Genomic DNA, 16,153 nt, shown 5'->3' with positions numbered 1-16,153 from the left:
TGAAAAAAGCATCTGCCTTGGAAAAGCAGATGCCAAATTTCGCGCTTTTATGGCTAAGCGGTTTCTTCTTGTTTGTTGTTGAGAACGTGCCCTTCTTTTGTCATCAATTTGGGGGACACACCATGGATCACCGTTTCTTTGGTAACCACGCACTTGATGACATCATCCCGGGACGGCAACTCAAACATGACATCAAGCATGATCGACTCAATGATCGCTCTCAAGCCGCGCGCACCCGTTTTGCGTTTGATGGCCTCTTGAGCAATCGCCTCCAAGGCCTCCATCTCGAACTCCAACTCAACATTGTCCATTTCGAGCAGTTTTTGGTACTGCTTGACAAGAGCGTTTTTGGGCTCTGTCAAAATGCGCACCAATGCGGTTTCATCCAGCGGTTCCAAGGTGGAGATGACCGGCAGGCGACCGACGAATTCGGGAATCAATCCGAATTTCAACAGGTCTTCCGGCAGAACCATCCGCAAGAACTCGCCTGGCTTCATGGTGACCGTTTGCGTATCCATGCCAAAACCGATCACTTTTTTGCCGATCCGGCGCTTAATGATGGTCTCCAATCCATCGAAAGCGCCACCGCAGATGAACAGGATATTGCTGGTGTCGATTTGGATGAACTCTTGATGCGGGTGTTTACGCCCGCCTTGCGGAGGCACGCTCGCAACAGTTCCTTCCAAAATCTTCAGCAGTGCTTGTTGCACCCCTTCTCCTGAAACATCACGGGTGATAGATGGGTTCTCCGATTTGCGGGCCACTTTGTCGATTTCATCGATATAAATGATGCCGCGCTCGGCCTTTTCAATATCGTAATCGGCAGCCTGTATCAGTTTGAGCAAAATGTTTTCCACATCTTCCCCAACATATCCCGCTTCCGTGAGTGAGGTTGCGTCGGCAATGGCGAAAGGAACATTCAAGATGCGAGCCAGCGTTTGGGCCAGCAAGGTTTTCCCGCTCCCCGTGGGACCCAGCATCATGATGTTGGATTTTTGCAATTCCACCTCATCCGACTTGGCCGTATGTGAGTTGATGCGTTTGTAGTGGTTGTACACCGCGACGGACAGCGATTTTTTCGCATGTTCCTGGCCGATGACGTATTGATCAAGGATTTGGCAAATCTCTTGCGGTTTGGGCAAGTTCGCCAAGTCGATATCCTCTTCGTTCCCCAGTTCTTCTTCAACTATTTCGTTGCACAGCTCAATGCACTCGTCACAGATGTAAACACCCGGACCTGCGACCAATTTGCGCACTTGATCTTGCGATTTGCCGCAGAAGGAACATTTGAGCTGCCCTTTTTCTTCGTTGAATTTGAACATGTCTCTCACCCCTTTCCTAAGTCCGTGCCATCACCTGATCCACGAGGCCGTATTCTTTCGCTTCTTCGGCACTCATAAAGAAGTCACGATCTGTGTCGCGCGCAATCTTATCCAATGGCTGCCCAGTGCGTTCAGCCAGAATTTTGTTAAGTTGGTCTTTGGTGCGCAAAATCCAATCCGCGTGGATCTTTATGTCGGAAGCTTGCCCTCTGGCGCCACCCAGTGGTTGATGGATCATCACTTCACTGTTTGGCAGGGCATAACGTTTCCCTTTGGTTCCAGCCGCTAGCAGGAAAGCACCCATGCTAGCCGCCAGTCCCACACAAATGGTGGATACATCGGGCTGGATATGGTTTATGGTATCGTAGATAGCCAATCCAGCCGTCACGGAGCCGCCGGGAGAATTTATGTACAAATGAATGTCTTTTTCCGGGTCTTCTGCGCTGAGAAACAACAATTGGGCTACAACGAGATTTGCGACGTTATCATCAATCGGACCGCTCAGAAAGATGATCCGGTCTTTCAATAGCCGGGAGTATATGTCGTACGCACGTTCGCCCCTGTTGGACTGCTCCACGACCATTGGCACTAAAGGCATAGGAAACACCTCATTTCGGAGTTTCAAATTTTAAAACAAGGCACGTAGTTTCACGTGCCCCGTTCCCTGACTCCCTATCACCATTATGCCTTATTTTTACTTTGGGATACAAGTAGATCAATCGTTTTCTTAACGCGAAGTTGTTCTTTGACGGACTCCAGCGCGTTTTGCGCCTCCAAGATGCGGCGAACTTCATCCGCCTCGCGGCTCATCTCTTTAGCCATTTCTTGGATTTCCTGTTCGATGTCTGCTTCAGTTACTTCGATGTTCTCCGCTTTAGCAATCGCTTCCAGCACCAAGTTGGCACGTACGCGTTTGCCTGCATCATCTTTGAATTGCGCTTTTAGAGCGTCTTTATCCTGACCCGTGAATTGGGCATACAGATCCAAGTTAAGCCCTTGTTGCATCAGGCGTTGTTCAAATTGGTGCAACATGTTTTCGGCTTCATTTTCGATCATGACTTCCGGAATTTCCACTTCGGCTTTTTCCGAAGCCAGTTCTACCAATTCGTTACGGATATAGTTTTCTTTCTCTTTTGCCGCTCTTTCGTTCAGGTTTTTCTCGATGTCGGCTTTCAGCTCAGCCAATGTGTCAAATTCGCTCACATCCTGCGCGAATTCATCATCCAGCTCCGGCAGGTTGAGGCGCTTGATTTCATGCAATTTCACTTTGAAGGTGGCTGGTTTCCCTTTCAACTCTTCCGCATGGTACTCTTCTGGGAAAGTGACGTTAACGTCTTTCTCTTCGCCGACTTTCATGCCAACCAATTGGTCTTCAAATCCAGGGATGAATGTGCCAGAACCTACTTCCAAGGTGTATTGCTCGGCTTTGCCCCCTTCAAAGGCTTTACCATCAACAAATCCTTCGAAGTCGATGATAACACGGTCGCCATTTTCAACTACGCCGTCTTCAATCGCTTCCAGTTGGCCTTGTTGCTTGCGCATTCTCTCCAATTCGGCATCCACATCTTCCGGTTTGACGGAGAAATCTTTGCCTTCTACTTCCAGCCCTTTGTATTCACCCAGAGTTACTTCTGGCTTCACCGTCACCGTCGCTTTGAAGATCAGAGGCATTCCCTTTTCCAATTGCTCGATGTCGATCTCTGGACGATCCACTGGCTCGATGCCGGTTTCGTTTACCGCGGCTTCATAAGCTTCCGGCAGCAGAATATCCAACGCGTCTTGGTAAAGGGCCTCTACACCGAAACGCTTTTCAAAGATGGGACGTGGAACTTTCCCTTTGCGGAATCCTGGGATGTTTACTTGTTTTACGACTTTTTTAAATGCTTGATCCAATGCTTCTGCCACTTTTTGTGCATCGGCTTCTACTGTAAGTACGCCTTTGTTTGTTTCTGTTTTTTCCCAACTTGCCTTCATTAACTGTACCCTCCTGCAATCTATGAATGATTGACATCAGTCCGATTTCAAAGTAGTCAATAAAGCCACAATAACCCTTTCATTATATCACAGCGCGCCCGCTTTGCAAGAAAACAACGTCAACAGGCGTAACCCCTTGGGCAAAGGGGGAGGAACAAGTTGTTATGTAGCCTTCTTGCCAACTTTCTTTATGTTACTTCAGGAGCGTCGGGATGTAAAGGATGAACCAAGATATACCATGCCACGCCACAACCCAGTCCCGCTGGAAAAACGGTAGCGGGCGGTCAAGATCGCTTCAACGCAAGGTTGACATGGACGATGTCCTCCGTGATCATCTCTTTCAAAAACTCCAAGACATCATCCACAATGTAGACGATCCCGCTCACCTCTTCGCTGCTCCATACCTTTTTCAGCCGTTTTCCATAACTGTTCAGATCCATGTGAAGCGATTCTAGCGCGGCCAATTCCTCTTCTGGGATGATTTCCTTGTATCGTTTCCGCTCGATGTGCTTGGCCACTTCATCTTTCAGCCCGATCAACTCCCGATATGCGTCATCCACATCGGTAATCGCCAGAAAATTGCCGATAATTTCTTTGATGACCGTGCCCAAGTGGAAACTCGGTACCTCAATCCCCGAATTTTGTAGCGTATGCTCTAATTCCACCGCACCCTGCAACGCCTTCATTGCCTTCTGTTTGTTCGCCTCGATGTACTTTAACGACCACTCCAGCTTTTCAATCACCTGCTCGATCCGTCGGGTCCAGTCCGTGATATCCACAGCGCATTTCTCTTGCAAGTGCATTTTATTCAAATGCCGGATCATCCGTCCAGTCCTCCTTCCCGGTCAACATGCGACGTTGGTTGGTTATCCCTATCATATCAGTAATCAGAATGATCTGCATTATCATCTTGACTAGGAGTCAATCCAATCGTCATGCGGACACACGATACAGGAACGTAGAAACGCCTCCGTTTCACCGAAAACGAAGGCGTCTGCTCACATTCGTCCTGCAAGCGTGAAAATGATTCCACGTGCTTCGCTCCGCTTGCTCCCCTTTCATGTGACACTCTGCACAAACCAAGGCTGACCGTCACCGTCTTCATCGATCTATCTGATTCCACTCCATCCTCCAAAGACCGTTTTGGATGCCGTCTTCGCCCACGCGCAATCCATTTCCATCCAAATCATGTTATAATAAGGGCAATTTAACATCGCATAGTTCCAGAGCCGTTTCGTTGGCTCTTTTTTTATTCCCTGCGTTCATAGCGACTCACCGTTATGGTCCCCACCTCAATTTGCTGCACCTCAGCATGGTTAAATGGCGTGCAGCTCAACATCCGTCCCATCTCTTCCACATCATCGATCATCTGGGTACGCCAATAGCGGATCACGCGTTTCTTTTGATCGTGACAGTGGGGACACTGATGAACTTGCCCCATTCTCGGCATGACCGTCTGGCAATGATGCCGCGTGACAAAACGGTCGCAGTCCTGGCAATATATACGGGACAAGTACAATCTCATCGTTTCGCAAAGCATTCCCTCACACCCATTGTTAAGAGAATAGATCATAACAGCGGCCGGTCAACACATACTTGCCATCCTCCAACTCCGCGCACACCAGATCGAGCATTGGAATCGCAATCTCACAACCGGAGCAATCTTGCAAACGGACAACACTCAATTTGCTTGCCGGCTGATGCTGCACATCGCAGGTTACCTCTCTCTCCTCCGCATCTGTCACTTCCACTTCCTCTGGAATCAGTTTTAATTCCATCAGTTGGCTTAACTCATAAAGGAAATGATTTACTTTATGTGCATTCCCTTTCACCGTAATCGATAGCATCCCCCTTCACCTCCCTCGATTTCAGCTCTAACCATTCTTTTTATAAATGAATGGTTTATCTATATAAATTGTAATATAATTTAATATATTCCTACAATACAAATTTAATTTAATATCATCCCTTTAAATCATTTCTTTTTTTTAATGGCACCCGCACGAAAGGTCGCCTTCTTCGCACCACCCTCGCATTGATTTAAGCCAATTCCGTTAAATGGATACTCTCTCGCTCGCTCTCGGCCTCCTTTCACAGCGGCGCGCCGACCTATTACCAACAAAGCGAGGGAAAACGCATGGTATATGGACTTGACCCGCATGTTGTTCGTTACGTCATGCGCAAAGTAAGAAAAGAAAGCGGCTATCGTCAAGAGGACATCGCCGACGCCACCATGTCGTACGGCACCATTTCCAACATCGAGCGCGGCGTGGGGAATGTGGATGTGAAAACCGTAACCAAATACCTCACCAAACTGGGACTTAATGAAGCGACACTGAAAAATTTGGTCAAAAAAGAGCTGGAACGTATGGAAGAACTCTCATTTCAGCTCCAGTTGATCGAAGCCATGCTGGACAACAACAAACTGGTAGAACATGCCGAGCAATTGCTCAAAAGCATTGCTATCGAACGCTACCACCCCCTCGCCCCTTTTTACACATACTTGGAAGGGCGGTGTTTCCACGCGAAAAAGGCATACACCAAAGCCGAGAAGTATTACAAACTGGCAATCCGCTTAAACAACCAATACAAATTGTGCTCCAGAGACAACATCGTCTCCATCTGTTACAACGAACTAAGCATCTGCCATTATGTTCAAAACAACATGAGCAAAGCCCTCCATTACGTAGAAAAGGGGCTGGACGCCTATTCGGAGCGCAACGGCGGGCGGGATGTGAAACACCCCATGCTATGTAACAAAGCGCTCTATCTCCTGAACATGACCCGTTTCGAGGCAGCCAAACAAATCGTCGATGAGTTGTGGGCCAAGCGATTTCACATCAGAAGCAGTTTATATACTTTGCTCAACATATACAAATATCGGGCCATCCTGTTGCGCAGAATGGAAAAATACAGTGAAGCCATCGAGATCTGCAAAGAAGGTATCAACATCGGCATCTGCAATAAAATCCAAAACCGCTATCTTGATATCATGAACATTTTGGGCAGTGTTTATCTGCTTCAAAAACAATGCGACAAAGCTGAAAACTGCTTCCAAATGGTGCTCAATTATGATTACGAGCGCAATCACCCCCGTAGCCATATAGACGCCTTGATCTATCTATCCATCATTTATTCCCATGAAAAAAATTGGCCCAAAGCGGAACAGCACATCGACCGCGCGCTTCAGATCGCCCGGCGTGCCACCCGAAACCAATTGTCCAAAGCATTGATTGTCGCCGGCAACATCTACGCGGCGCAACACAAATTTGCGGAAGCGATTCCCTGCTACCAGGAGGCTGAGCAAGCCGCGCTTCAGGCAAACCTGCCAAAGCGTCAGTACACCGCATTATTGCAGATGGCCAAGTGCTTTGATAGTATGAAGGCAGAAACCGAATGGAAAGTTACGATCAAAAAACTTCTCAATCTTCAGCAAAAATTGAATTTACAAAGTGAGGAGGAAATTTATGAGGTATGACATTTCCACCTTAGTGCGCCTGCCAAGAGAAGACAACGATGACGAGCCGGATCGCCAATAAAACAAATTTCTGTGACCGTGAAGCCATTTTCCCACTCGGTTGACCGGAAAATGGCTTATGTTTATTTACAGACAAAAAAAACCGCCACTTTAGGCAGCTTATCAATTGTTTGATATTGATTTACGCTGGCACAACACCGACATGATGCATTATGTATTCGTGAAAGTCCCTGATTTGACGTATGTCGCCGATTGGAACCTGTATCCGTTCATCGCCTATACGAATGAACATGCCGTCAAGCTTCGCTTCTTCATACGGGTACTTTTCCAACAACCAAAGTACATTTTCTTGAAAATCGGTTACATCAGACACAAAACAACACCCACAGTAAATGATGCCTATTTTCCTGTTCTGCATTTGTTCAAAACCTTTTAGATTTCCTCTGATTTTTTCTTTCCACATCTGGACATAAAAGTTAATTGCTTTAGGAGGAAAACCTAGAATCGTACCTAACACGCGATCTATTTCTTCTTTTGTAAATGAAATGCTGTTGATTTTTTCTTGGAATTGTTCAAGGATTACTTCATCTTGAAAAAATAGATAGAACCGGTTTCCGTTCAGTACATCGTACTGTTTCATCGACATAAGGATAATTGACCAACAGTAAATCTAATTTTTTTGTCGTAAACTCAGTACCTGGGATTTCTAAAAATGCTGGCTTGTACCCTTTAAGAAATGCTTTTACTGTTCTCAATATTCCGCTTCCTTTCCCTTGTATACTGCAATTATCTATTCCTCAATTAACCTTCCTATTCCTGTGAGAAAAAAGAACCCCCGCTATAGCGGGGTAACTAAGCATCATCTTCATCATCTTCTCCGTCATATTCTTCATAGATACAGGTATCACAGTAAATGTAGCCTTTCTTTTTGTTCAATTCGCCTATACCGCAACGTGGGCACGTTTTAGCCATACCGTTTACCCCCTCTCTATTGAGGTTAGGTAAATCTGGTAGCGCGGATATTGTTTTTAAATTTCTGCATATTATCATTATAAGCGATTTCGGATGCCTTATATCAGATTTTCGCCTGATTTCGTACACAGTTGAATTATTCATATTCTCTTGTGAAATGAGCCCGTCCATATGCTTACGATCATCACTACCTATTCATGACCTCATTCCATCTGACTTTCGCCATCTTTTCTCGACATAAAAAATACACTTACCTTCGCAACGTGCATCACACGGCTAAGGTAAGTGTATTTGGTAAAATGATTTGGCGTCCCAGGGAAGATTCGAACTCCCGACCGACGGCTTAGAAGGCCGCTGCTCTATCCAGCTGAGCTACTGGGACATATTAAACATCAATGATATCGCATCAGCGACAAAATTATATTAACTCATCTAGGAGCTCTTCGTCAAGACTTTTTTCTGCTAAATTTTTTTCCATTCCAATTTATGCGCAAAGCCAGGCCATGGTTCATACAAAGCCCGGCTCTGCTTCGTTTATGCCCAAGATTCCTCATAGCCGCGTGCGGTAATCAACGTCCCGTTCGTTTTAAAATAGGTCACTGCCAGCTTTTTGTCGGTTTTCTCCAACACGGCGTAGGTGGCATGCGGAAACCCTCGAGGGTAAGAAATGCTTCCCGGATTGATCAGCAACACATCTCCCACTTTTTCGCAAAATGGAAAATGGGAATGACCAAAACAGCCAATCTGCGCTCCCACTTCTTCCGTCCGGTAGCGCATGGGCAATGGCGTCGTTTTCACTTGATATTTATGGCCGTGGGTGATGAAAAAACGCACCCCTTCGCCTTCCCAGATTTGTTCTTGGGGAACCTGCGCCCAATCGCAATTCCCACGCACCACTGTGAGCGGCACTTTGGGCAACTCCGCTTCATCCGTGCAGAAATCCCCGCAGTGAATCACATGATCGGCTTTGACCCGCTTGACGATTTCGCTTAACAGCTTCGCTTCGCCGTGAGAATCGCTTAAGATTAGCACTCTCATCGAGCTCACTCCTCTTTCCCTCCGTCAAAATCATATTGAGCCTTCAATAGCTGGATCAATTTCCCCGTCGCTTCGGCGCGGTGGCTGATCTGGTATTTGCGTTCCTTAGGCAGCTCAGCCATCGTCTTCCCTTCTTCCGGAACATAAAACAGCGGATCATAGCCAAACCCCTCCTGCCCGCGAGGTTGACGGGTGATGACGCCGTGACACTCCCCGCGTACCACTTGGCTCTCCTCTCCCGGAACAGCCAGCGCCATGGCGCAAACATACTTGCCCTGCCGTTGCTCATCAGGTACCTCGCTCATCTCCGCCAGCAATTTCTCGTTGTTGGCTTCATCTGTCGCACCTTCACCAGCATATCGGGCAGAGTAAATACCAGGCGCACCATGCAAAGCGGGGACAACCAACCCAGAATCATCGGAAATGACAGGCGCCTGCAGGGCAGCGGCAATGGTTTCCGCTTTTTTGAGGGCGTTTCCCTCAAAAGTGTCCCGATCTTCCACGATTTCCGGTAATTGCGGAAACTCATCTAATCCTTTTACCCTGAGATGGAGTTGCTCTTGAAAAAGGTCGGCAAATTGTTTCAACTTGCCTTTGTTTTTGGTTGCTATGATGATATAGGGAAACGGCCAACGCTTTTTCACTCGGCGCCACCCTTTCTTCATTATTTTTTATCAAGAAAAAGCCCATGCCCCGTGTTCATGGACTCATCCTTGCCGAATTCATGGCCGGAAGCGGCATTTCGCCGCACCACCATGGTGGAACCAATCGCAATGTGTCTAACTTTCCTTCTCTTACCTATGCCAATTGGCCCCACCGCGGTTTGCAAACCTCTTGAGAAACAATCAAACCGCTAGGATTTGCTTGTTTTCTGAGCCCCGATCAACTGCGCGTCTTCTCCCAACAGCTCGCTTTGCAACGCAATCAATTCATCTGTCCCTTTTTTCGCCAATGCCAAAAGTTGATTCAACTCCTCGGGCGAAAATGGGGCTTCCTCTCCCGTTCCTTGCACTTCCACATATTTGCCCTCACCAGTCATAACAATGTTCATGTCGACAATCGCGCTGGAATCTTCTTCATAACAAAGATCAAGGCATGGCTGCCCATCGATGATTCCCACACTGGTGGCCGCCAAGAAATCCTTGATCGGTAACACAGGGAGTGTGCCGTTTTTAACAAGGGGAACCAATGCATCAACCATGGCCATGAACGCGCCTGTGATCGAGGCTGTTCTGGTTCCGCCATCCGCTTGAATGACATCGCAATCGATCCACAGCGTCCGTTCACCCAACGCGTTCAAATCGACTACGGAGCGCAATGCCCGGCCGATCAAGCGTTGGATTTCCATGGTGCGGCCACCCAGTTTTCCTTTACTGGCCTCACGGATCGTCCGGGTTTGGGTCGCGCGGGGCAACATAGAATATTCAGCGGTGATCCAACCCTTGCCGGAGTTGCGCAAAAACGGGGGCACGCGATCTTCAACTGTAGCAGTGCACAGTACGCGCGTATCCCCAACAGATATGTAGACAGAGCCTTCCGCGTGTTTGATGTAGTGACGCTCCATCTCTACTTTTCTTAGCTCATCAAGTGCACGTCCATCTACTCTCAATGATGTCCCCTCCTGTGTGAAGTCCCTTAAGTATAGCATACCCGGTGTTCAATTTCCGAATGTGAAAACAAAAAAGGAATGACGTTGTGATCATTCCTGTGTAAATCCCTCTGGTTCCTATGTTTTTTCTACAACGATTGCGGATTGATTTTTTCCGGCCGCATGACTGGCTTGGTCAAATCCCCTGCGATCCCGGAGACGCTCACATTTTGCTTGCCATTGACAGTCAACTTCACTTGCTTTAATCCTGTGTTCTCCGTCAGGGACAGAACCAACGAACCGACGGCGTCTTTGGAGGCGCGATGATCCGCGCTGTATTGCAACAACTGTTCACCCACATCAGCGACAACCATGTTCTTGTTGACACTCACCTTATTCACTTGCAATGTTTGATCAATGGCGCTGGAGAGGGAGGATTGTTGTCTTGGACCCTTGATCAATTCGGAAAGGGTTGCCTGGGCCACATTTTCCGTCCGTTTAACCATCCGCGTGACGGGGACATAATACACCTGATTGTCTGGTGTTTGCCCCAAGAAATAAAGTGTCACAGGCATGCTGTTCGAGATGTCGATCCCTTCAGCCCTTTCCAGGTTGATGCCGCGGTTACGGGTCAGATGGAGAGCGGGCGTTTTCTTCTTCGGCATTTCAGCCAGCGGTTTTCCCTCCACCCAGATGTTGACTTCTTTCACTTTTGGGAAACCGGTCAACGTCCAAGTGACCGCACTCAATACCTTTTCTTCCAGGTCGGCGGGATAATTGAGAAATTCTTTCGAAAAATCGACTGTCGCCGTGCCATCTTCAATGTTTAAGGCCTTGATCTTGGTGTTTTTCGGCAATATCGGCTCAAACCCCGCAGGTAGCATTTGTTCACCAGCTTCGCCCTTCACCATCAGGCGTATCGCCGCTTTAGCCACTTCCTTGCCAGCCGGCACCTCCACTGTATAGGGCACGACATAGCCAGCATCCGTCAAGAAATAAAGCTCGGTCCCCCGCCCTTTTTTCACCTCAGCCCGCTTGACGACGACCGGTTCAGCATCCAGCTTGGCGTTGGTCGGCGGAGGATCGATCGCTTGGGAGGCGGGTTTGCCCCCCCAAGTACAGCCGGTGAGCATCAACGGCAGAATCAGCCATGCGAACGACCTTTTTATCAGTGAATTTGGCATTTCATATCCCTCCAGGACAAGTCATGGTAGTAACATGTATACGGCCTTGGAGGGATTTTAGCACTCTCTTTTCGTAAATATTTGTGCGGGTAGCAGGCGTCGAGCTGAAAAATCACCAGGTTTGCGTTTTCAGGCCAGCCGCATCTGACTCACTCAACGCGATCTGCTCCACCTCAATCGGGTAGCCAAACCAATCTTCGGCGATCTGGGCAAACGGTTCAGCTTCTCCGGTGGTGAAGAAACGATGGCGCGGCGCTTTCATCATGGTCAACAACCCCTGATGTTGCAAAATGGTGCTGAGTTCAACCGCAGTTTCTTCTGCCGAGCTGATGATATTAACATCCGATCCCATCGCCTTCTGCACTGCGTCAGCCAACAACGGATAATGGGTGCAACCCAAAATTAACGTGTCCAACTCTGTTTTTTTCAGCGGTTGCAAGGTGTCATGCACAATCCGGTCAGCCAGCTCCGTATGCCGATATCCACTCTCCACCAGCGGGACAAAAGCCGGACAGGCCAAGCTGTGCACTGTCAAGTGGGGATGGATGCGGCGGAGGGCTTGCTCATACGCCCCGCTTTCAATCGTTCCTTGCGTTCCGATCACTCCCACCACATGGTTTTGGGTCGCTTTGATCGCAGCACGCGCCCCTGGGTCAATCACTCCCAGCACGGGGACGGACACTCGTTCCCTCACCGCTTGCAGGGCTGCGGCCGTTGCCGTGTTACAAGCGATGAGGATCGCTTTTAGCGGCTGGCTCATCAAAAACTCGACGATTTCCAAGGTATAACGTCGTACTTCTTCTGTACTGCGCGGTCCATATGGGCAACGCGCGGTATCCCCTACATAATAGATTGTCTCGCGAGGCAGTTGTCTCATCACCTCTCTGGCGACCGTCAAGCCCCCAACTCCCGAATCCAGAATGCCAATGGCACGCTCTGTAGCTGAAACTGTCATGTTCACATTCATCCCCAATCGTCGCTATACTGTTCATTGTTGCAATAAACAGTATATCGGTTATGTCAAAAGCCTTTTTCAATGAACGCCCCACCTTCGCCGAATGTGCGTGGGAAAACGGGCATCGCATCCAAAAAAAATCTCCCTCTTTGGCACAAGAGGGAATGGATTCAAGACTTTTTCATCTCTTCATGCAATACAGACAGATGCTTTTTCATATGCAGCGCCTCTTCGTCGGACAGATGGGACAAAATCTCGGAAAGATACTGGCGTCGCGTTTTCATCACTTCATCGATAATTTCTCTACCTTTTTCCAACAGATGGATCCGCACGACGCGCCGATCCCGTTCATCCCTCACGCGCTCGACCACCCCGTTTTTCTCCATGCGATCAATCAAATCGGTCATTGTGCTGCAAGCCAAAAACATCTTCTGGCTCAATTCGCCGATGGTCATGTCGCCGTCTTCATACAGCCACAACAACGCGTTAAATTGCGGCGGGGTAATCGGAAAATGATTTAAAATGTCTCTGCCTTTTCGCTTCACAATTACGCTGATCTCGCGCAAGAGCCGCTCAATCTCATTTACCGTTTCTGGTGACAAGGGTTGATGTTTATTCATAAAGCACTCCTTTAAAGCCCCACGTCAAGGGTGTTGACATAAATTTAAGTTGTGAGTGGAGGCAGGTTTTGAATCTGCCCCTCGGTCCATCGGCTCTTTCGCTTTCATCGCTGACATCCACTCATCCATTGGCGGCCGTTCAACAATGACACTAAGTAATAGGTTCCATTGACAAAAAGTATATTAAAAAAATGGGCGCGTGACAAATGCGAACGGTTTTTCGCACCGGGATGCCGGTCAATGCGCAAAAGAGAAGCGATCCTCCCAGTAGCCTAACGTCGGCTTCTCACATAGTCGATCCAATCCCCTTCTGGGATCACCGTCCCCCTCTCTTTCAGCCCAGTATCATCAACATAGACGTAAGTGTATGCGGTGTATTGCCTATCCGGCGACCTCACTGTCACAGTGATCCGCTCATACAGATTATCGGGATGGCCGGTTCCGTGATAATCCTCCAACTGATCAATCCATCTCAACTCTTGATTGGTGACTTGGTACACCTCTCCCCATACGCGCTTGCTACCTGCGACTAATCCCGGATATCCGTAGCCGGTGTCATACAGCGCGCCGCTTATCCAAGCTTTCTCCGCGATCAAGCGCGCCTTGCGCAAAAGAGAAGCATTTCGCATCCCGCGCCGCAAAGTGCCGTACACAAACAGCAATGTCACTCTCTCTTCACTCCTTTTGACAGTGCTTTCCCAATCTCCCCTGCAAAAAAGGCATCACATCTGCTAAAATGTCTTTTTGTAACCTTGCATCAGACCAAAGGAGGTTGTATCCACATGAATGATATGCCAAAATTCTTGCAGCGCATCAATCAAGATCTGTGGCTCGTGGAAGATGAGCGGGAAAACATGAAGATCAGTTACCGCATCAAAGACGTGATCTTCTCTGCCCAATCAGAATTCCAACATGTCATGATTTTGGATTCCTATGATTTTGGCCGTATGCTGGTGTTGGATGGGGTCGTGCAAACCACTTCTTTGGACGGACACATCTATAACGAAATGATCACACACATTCCATTGTCGATCCATCCCAATCCCGAGCGCGTCCTCATCATCGGCGGCGGCGACTGCGGTGCAGCCCGGGAAGCAGCCAAGTACGACGGGGTCAAACACATCGATATGGTGGAAATCGATGAAATGGTGGTCAAAGTATGCAAAGAGCATCTTCCCGCCGTCTCCGGTAATTTGGCTGATCCGCGGGTTCATTTCATTTATGCCGACGGCATGGAGCATGTGAAAGAAATGAAAAACCATTACGATGTGATCATCGTAGACTCTTCCGATCCCATCGGGCCAGCCAAACAATTGTTTGAATATGATTTTTATCGGAACATCCATGATGCATTGAAAGAAGACGGATTGATGGTCTGCCAAAGCCAATCTCCACTCTTCCACCGCGAAATCATGGAACAAACCGTGAAACACATCAAACAATTGTTTCCCATCCACAAAATTTACACGGCAACTGTGCCAACCTATCCCGGCGGATTTTGGAGTTTCACGCTTGGTTCAAAAAAACATCAGGCATTGCCGGAAGAACCGTTCAACAAAAAGACCAAGTATGTAAACGACGCGATCTTGCGCACTTGTTTCGAATTGCCGGAGTTCTTACGCACAAAGTAACCGTCGATCCCTGGAGGAACTCGTCCTACTCACCGCGCCTCCAGGGATCAAACCTTCTTTCCGGCAAAACCCTTCCCAAGAAAAAGAGATAATCAAAAATAAACGATATTTTCATAATAGATTCAATTAACAATTAATTTATTATACAATAATATCGCATCACCACACATCTCGCTGAAGGAAGGGGTTTTTTTCATGCGCACGTGGATCGTTTGTGTTGTTGCGACGATGGTGCTCAGTTTACTTTTTGTCCCCCATTCAGCCAACGCCCGCGCCGCTTCGAGCAACAAAAAGTATGTGGAGACGACCCGCTTCATCTTCGGCTCTTTCAGCGGCACCCGCACCAAAGGCGGTCAATTGCAATTGGACGCAAACCGGCTTCGGCAGGGAACCGATTCAACCGGGCGATACAATCAAGGCACTTATTACTACGGTCAATGGCTTTCCCCAATCTCCCATCACCGTTTCAATGAAGCCATTGTCTCTTGGCAAGCCAACACCCCGGTCAACACTTGGATTGAGGCCGAACTTCGCGCCAAGGTGAACGGTCACTGGACAAAGTGGTATTCCATGGGCGTCTGGCTTGAACACGATCAGCCTTTCAAGCGCCATTCCGTTTCGGGACAAGGGGATGAACACGGCCGCGTCGCCACGGACACACTAATTTTAAAAAGCTCGGCCACAGCTTATCAGACGCGGATCAAACTGTTTACAACAGACCCTGCAAAGACGCCAAGCTTACGCGCTTATGGGGTGGCCCTCTCCAATGGGCAAGACGAACCCGGCACCTTCCCCAGCCGCGGGGTGAACAAAGCCCTGGATGTGCCGACACGCTCACAGATGGTCTTCCCAGATGGCGGCGAAGTGTGGTGCTCCCCCACTTCCACATCCATGGTCATGGCCTATTGGGCAAGGGTGACCGGTCATGCGGAATGGGACCAGCCAGTTCCCCATGTCGTCAGCAAGGTGTGGGATTATGTATATGACGGAGCGGGCAACTGGCCGTACAATACGGCATATGCCGCATCCCAGGGCTTAGATGCCAAAGTGGTCCGCTTCAGAAGCTTAAGCGAGGTGGAACCTTGGATTAGAGCGGGTGTCCCCGTGATTGCCAGCATCGCTTTTGGGCCAGGTGAGTTACCAGGCGCCCCAATCTCCCATTCCAATGGCCATCTCTTGGTCATCCGTGGCTTCGACCGTGATGGCAATGTGCTCGTCAACGATCCTGCCGGCCCCGCAGATGACCAAGTGCGCTTCACCTATGGACGAAAGGAATTCGAAAGCGCTTTCCTAAAGCATTCCAATGGAACCGCCTATCTCATCCACCCCCACGGATGGAAAACACCATAACCTCATGCCGCTCGTCTCGGAGCGGCATCCTATTAGCACCG

17 protein-coding genes and 1 tRNA gene are annotated in these 16,153 nt (G+C 48.6%); 3 read left to right on the top strand and 15 right to left on the bottom strand.

Annotated features, from left to right (window positions below):
- Window positions 1–53: 53 nt before the first annotated feature.
- From clpX to QQZ12_RS03440, 6 genes are all read right to left on the bottom strand, one after another.
- Window positions 54–1,322 (bottom strand): ATP-dependent protease ATP-binding subunit ClpX, encoded by a 1,269-nt coding sequence (clpX, locus tag QQZ12_RS03465; protein WP_102992014.1) that lies wholly within the window; start codon window positions 1,320–1,322, stop codon window positions 54–56.
- Window positions 1,323–1,338: 16 nt separating this feature from the next.
- Window positions 1,339–1,920, bottom strand: a complete 582-nt coding sequence (clpP, locus tag QQZ12_RS03460) for an ATP-dependent Clp endopeptidase proteolytic subunit ClpP (protein WP_022736010.1) — start codon at window positions 1,918–1,920, stop codon at window positions 1,339–1,341.
- A gap of 83 nt (window positions 1,921–2,003) precedes the next feature.
- Complete coding sequence (gene tig / locus QQZ12_RS03455; protein ID WP_284723982.1) at window positions 2,004–3,296, bottom strand: trigger factor; 1,293 nt, start codon at window positions 3,294–3,296, stop codon at window positions 2,004–2,006.
- A gap of 284 nt (window positions 3,297–3,580) precedes the next feature.
- Window positions 3,581–4,120, bottom strand: coding sequence for a hypothetical protein (locus QQZ12_RS03450; RefSeq protein WP_284723981.1), 540 nt, complete (start codon window positions 4,118–4,120; stop codon window positions 3,581–3,583).
- Window positions 4,121–4,545: 425 nt separating this feature from the next.
- Complete coding sequence (locus tag QQZ12_RS03445) at window positions 4,546–4,836, bottom strand: hypothetical protein (protein ID WP_102992011.1); 291 nt, start codon at window positions 4,834–4,836, stop codon at window positions 4,546–4,548.
- A gap of 16 nt (window positions 4,837–4,852) precedes the next feature.
- Window positions 4,853–5,143, bottom strand: coding sequence for a hypothetical protein (locus QQZ12_RS03440; RefSeq protein WP_102992010.1), 291 nt, complete (start codon window positions 5,141–5,143; stop codon window positions 4,853–4,855).
- A gap of 290 nt (window positions 5,144–5,433) precedes the next feature.
- Here QQZ12_RS03440 and QQZ12_RS03435 point away from each other — a divergent pair, with 290 nt between their 5' ends.
- On the top strand, window positions 5,434–6,774 hold the full coding sequence (locus tag QQZ12_RS03435; protein WP_102992009.1) for a helix-turn-helix domain-containing protein: 1,341 nt from the start codon (window positions 5,434–5,436) through the stop codon (window positions 6,772–6,774).
- A 181-nt stretch (window positions 6,775–6,955) separates the two neighbouring features.
- Here the strand turns inward: QQZ12_RS03435 and QQZ12_RS03430 are convergent, their stop codons facing one another.
- The 9 genes from QQZ12_RS03430 to QQZ12_RS03390 all read right to left on the bottom strand — a co-directional run bounded on the left by QQZ12_RS03430 (window position 6,956) and on the right by QQZ12_RS03390 (window position 13,799).
- A complete protein-coding gene (locus QQZ12_RS03430; protein ID WP_284723980.1) occupies window positions 6,956–7,420 on the bottom strand; it encodes a hypothetical protein in 465 nt (154 codons plus the stop codon).
- A gap of 631 nt (window positions 7,421–8,051) precedes the next feature.
- Window positions 8,052–8,128: transfer RNA gene (locus QQZ12_RS03425), tRNA-Arg, on the bottom strand.
- A 152-nt stretch (window positions 8,129–8,280) separates the two neighbouring features.
- A complete protein-coding gene (locus tag QQZ12_RS03420) occupies window positions 8,281–8,784 on the bottom strand; it encodes a metallophosphoesterase family protein (RefSeq protein WP_102992007.1) in 504 nt (167 codons plus the stop codon).
- Between the two features lie 5 nt (window positions 8,785–8,789).
- Entirely contained in the window at window positions 8,790–9,428 is a 639-nt protein-coding gene (locus QQZ12_RS03415) for an XTP/dITP diphosphatase (protein ID WP_223248057.1), read from the bottom strand.
- A 209-nt stretch (window positions 9,429–9,637) separates the two neighbouring features.
- Complete coding sequence (gene rph, locus QQZ12_RS03410) at window positions 9,638–10,393, bottom strand: ribonuclease PH (protein WP_154987305.1); 756 nt, start codon at window positions 10,391–10,393, stop codon at window positions 9,638–9,640.
- 128 nt (window positions 10,394–10,521) lie between these two features.
- The gene (locus QQZ12_RS03405) at window positions 10,522–11,556 is read right to left on the bottom strand and encodes a GerMN domain-containing protein (RefSeq protein WP_102992004.1); all 1,035 of its coding nucleotides are present in this window, start codon (window positions 11,554–11,556) and stop codon (window positions 10,522–10,524) included.
- 112 nt (window positions 11,557–11,668) lie between these two features.
- Window positions 11,669–12,511 carry a glutamate racemase gene (racE, locus tag QQZ12_RS03400; RefSeq protein WP_102992003.1) on the bottom strand — a complete coding sequence of 281 codons (843 nt, stop codon included), beginning with the start codon at window positions 12,509–12,511 and terminating at the stop codon, window positions 11,669–11,671.
- 170 nt (window positions 12,512–12,681) lie between these two features.
- A complete protein-coding gene (locus tag QQZ12_RS03395) occupies window positions 12,682–13,131 on the bottom strand; it encodes a MarR family winged helix-turn-helix transcriptional regulator (protein WP_102992002.1) in 450 nt (149 codons plus the stop codon).
- A 272-nt stretch (window positions 13,132–13,403) separates the two neighbouring features.
- A complete protein-coding gene (locus QQZ12_RS03390) occupies window positions 13,404–13,799 on the bottom strand; it encodes a gamma-glutamylcyclotransferase family protein (RefSeq protein WP_284723979.1) in 396 nt (131 codons plus the stop codon).
- Window positions 13,800–13,913: 114 nt separating this feature from the next.
- Here QQZ12_RS03390 and speE point away from each other — a divergent pair, with 114 nt between their 5' ends.
- Together speE and QQZ12_RS03380 are read left to right on the top strand one after the other, a co-directional pair.
- Window positions 13,914–14,762 (top strand): polyamine aminopropyltransferase, encoded by an 849-nt coding sequence (speE, locus tag QQZ12_RS03385; protein WP_102992000.1) that lies wholly within the window; start codon window positions 13,914–13,916, stop codon window positions 14,760–14,762.
- Window positions 14,763–14,957: 195 nt separating this feature from the next.
- Window positions 14,958–16,112: a C39 family peptidase gene (locus tag QQZ12_RS03380; RefSeq protein WP_102991999.1), complete on the top strand. Its 1,155-nt coding sequence runs from the start codon at window positions 14,958–14,960 to the stop codon at window positions 16,110–16,112.
- The last annotated feature ends 41 nt before the right edge of the window (window positions 16,113–16,153 follow it).

This window comes from Laceyella tengchongensis, assembly GCF_900182735.1.
Taxonomy (GTDB): Bacteria; Bacillota; Bacilli; order Thermoactinomycetales; family Thermoactinomycetaceae; genus Laceyella; species Laceyella tengchongensis.
This window is presented reverse-complemented; position numbering and strand designations above follow the sequence as displayed.

What these genes read in the sequence shown, in the direction of transcription:
- clpX (WP_102992014.1), bottom strand. Translation starts at nt 1,322, where the DNA reads ATGTTCAAATTCAACGAAGAAAAAGGGCAGCTCAAATGTTCCTTCTGC.
- clpP (WP_022736010.1), bottom strand. Translation starts at nt 1,920, where the DNA reads ATGCCTTTAGTGCCAATGGTCGTGGAGCAGTCCAACAGGGGCGAACGT.
- tig (WP_284723982.1), bottom strand. Translation starts at nt 3,296, where the DNA reads ATGAAGGCAAGTTGGGAAAAAACAGAAACAAACAAAGGCGTACTTACA.
- QQZ12_RS03450 (WP_284723981.1), bottom strand. Translation starts at nt 4,120, where the DNA reads ATGATCCGGCATTTGAATAAAATGCACTTGCAAGAGAAATGCGCTGTG.
- QQZ12_RS03445 (WP_102992011.1), bottom strand. Translation starts at nt 4,836, where the DNA reads ATGCTTTGCGAAACGATGAGATTGTACTTGTCCCGTATATATTGCCAG.
- QQZ12_RS03440 (WP_102992010.1), bottom strand. Translation starts at nt 5,143, where the DNA reads ATGCTATCGATTACGGTGAAAGGGAATGCACATAAAGTAAATCATTTC.
- QQZ12_RS03435 (WP_102992009.1), top strand. Translation starts at nt 5,434, where the DNA reads ATGGTATATGGACTTGACCCGCATGTTGTTCGTTACGTCATGCGCAAA.
- QQZ12_RS03430 (WP_284723980.1), bottom strand. Translation starts at nt 7,420, where the DNA reads ATGTCGATGAAACAGTACGATGTACTGAACGGAAACCGGTTCTATCTA.
- QQZ12_RS03420 (WP_102992007.1), bottom strand. Translation starts at nt 8,784, where the DNA reads ATGAGAGTGCTAATCTTAAGCGATTCTCACGGCGAAGCGAAGCTGTTA.
- QQZ12_RS03405 (WP_102992004.1), bottom strand. Translation starts at nt 11,556, where the DNA reads ATGCCAAATTCACTGATAAAAAGGTCGTTCGCATGGCTGATTCTGCCG.
- racE (WP_102992003.1), bottom strand. Translation starts at nt 12,511, where the DNA reads ATGACAGTTTCAGCTACAGAGCGTGCCATTGGCATTCTGGATTCGGGA.
- QQZ12_RS03395 (WP_102992002.1), bottom strand. Translation starts at nt 13,131, where the DNA reads ATGAATAAACATCAACCCTTGTCACCAGAAACGGTAAATGAGATTGAG.
- speE (WP_102992000.1), top strand. Translation starts at nt 13,914, where the DNA reads ATGAATGATATGCCAAAATTCTTGCAGCGCATCAATCAAGATCTGTGG.
- QQZ12_RS03380 (WP_102991999.1), top strand. Translation starts at nt 14,958, where the DNA reads ATGCGCACGTGGATCGTTTGTGTTGTTGCGACGATGGTGCTCAGTTTA.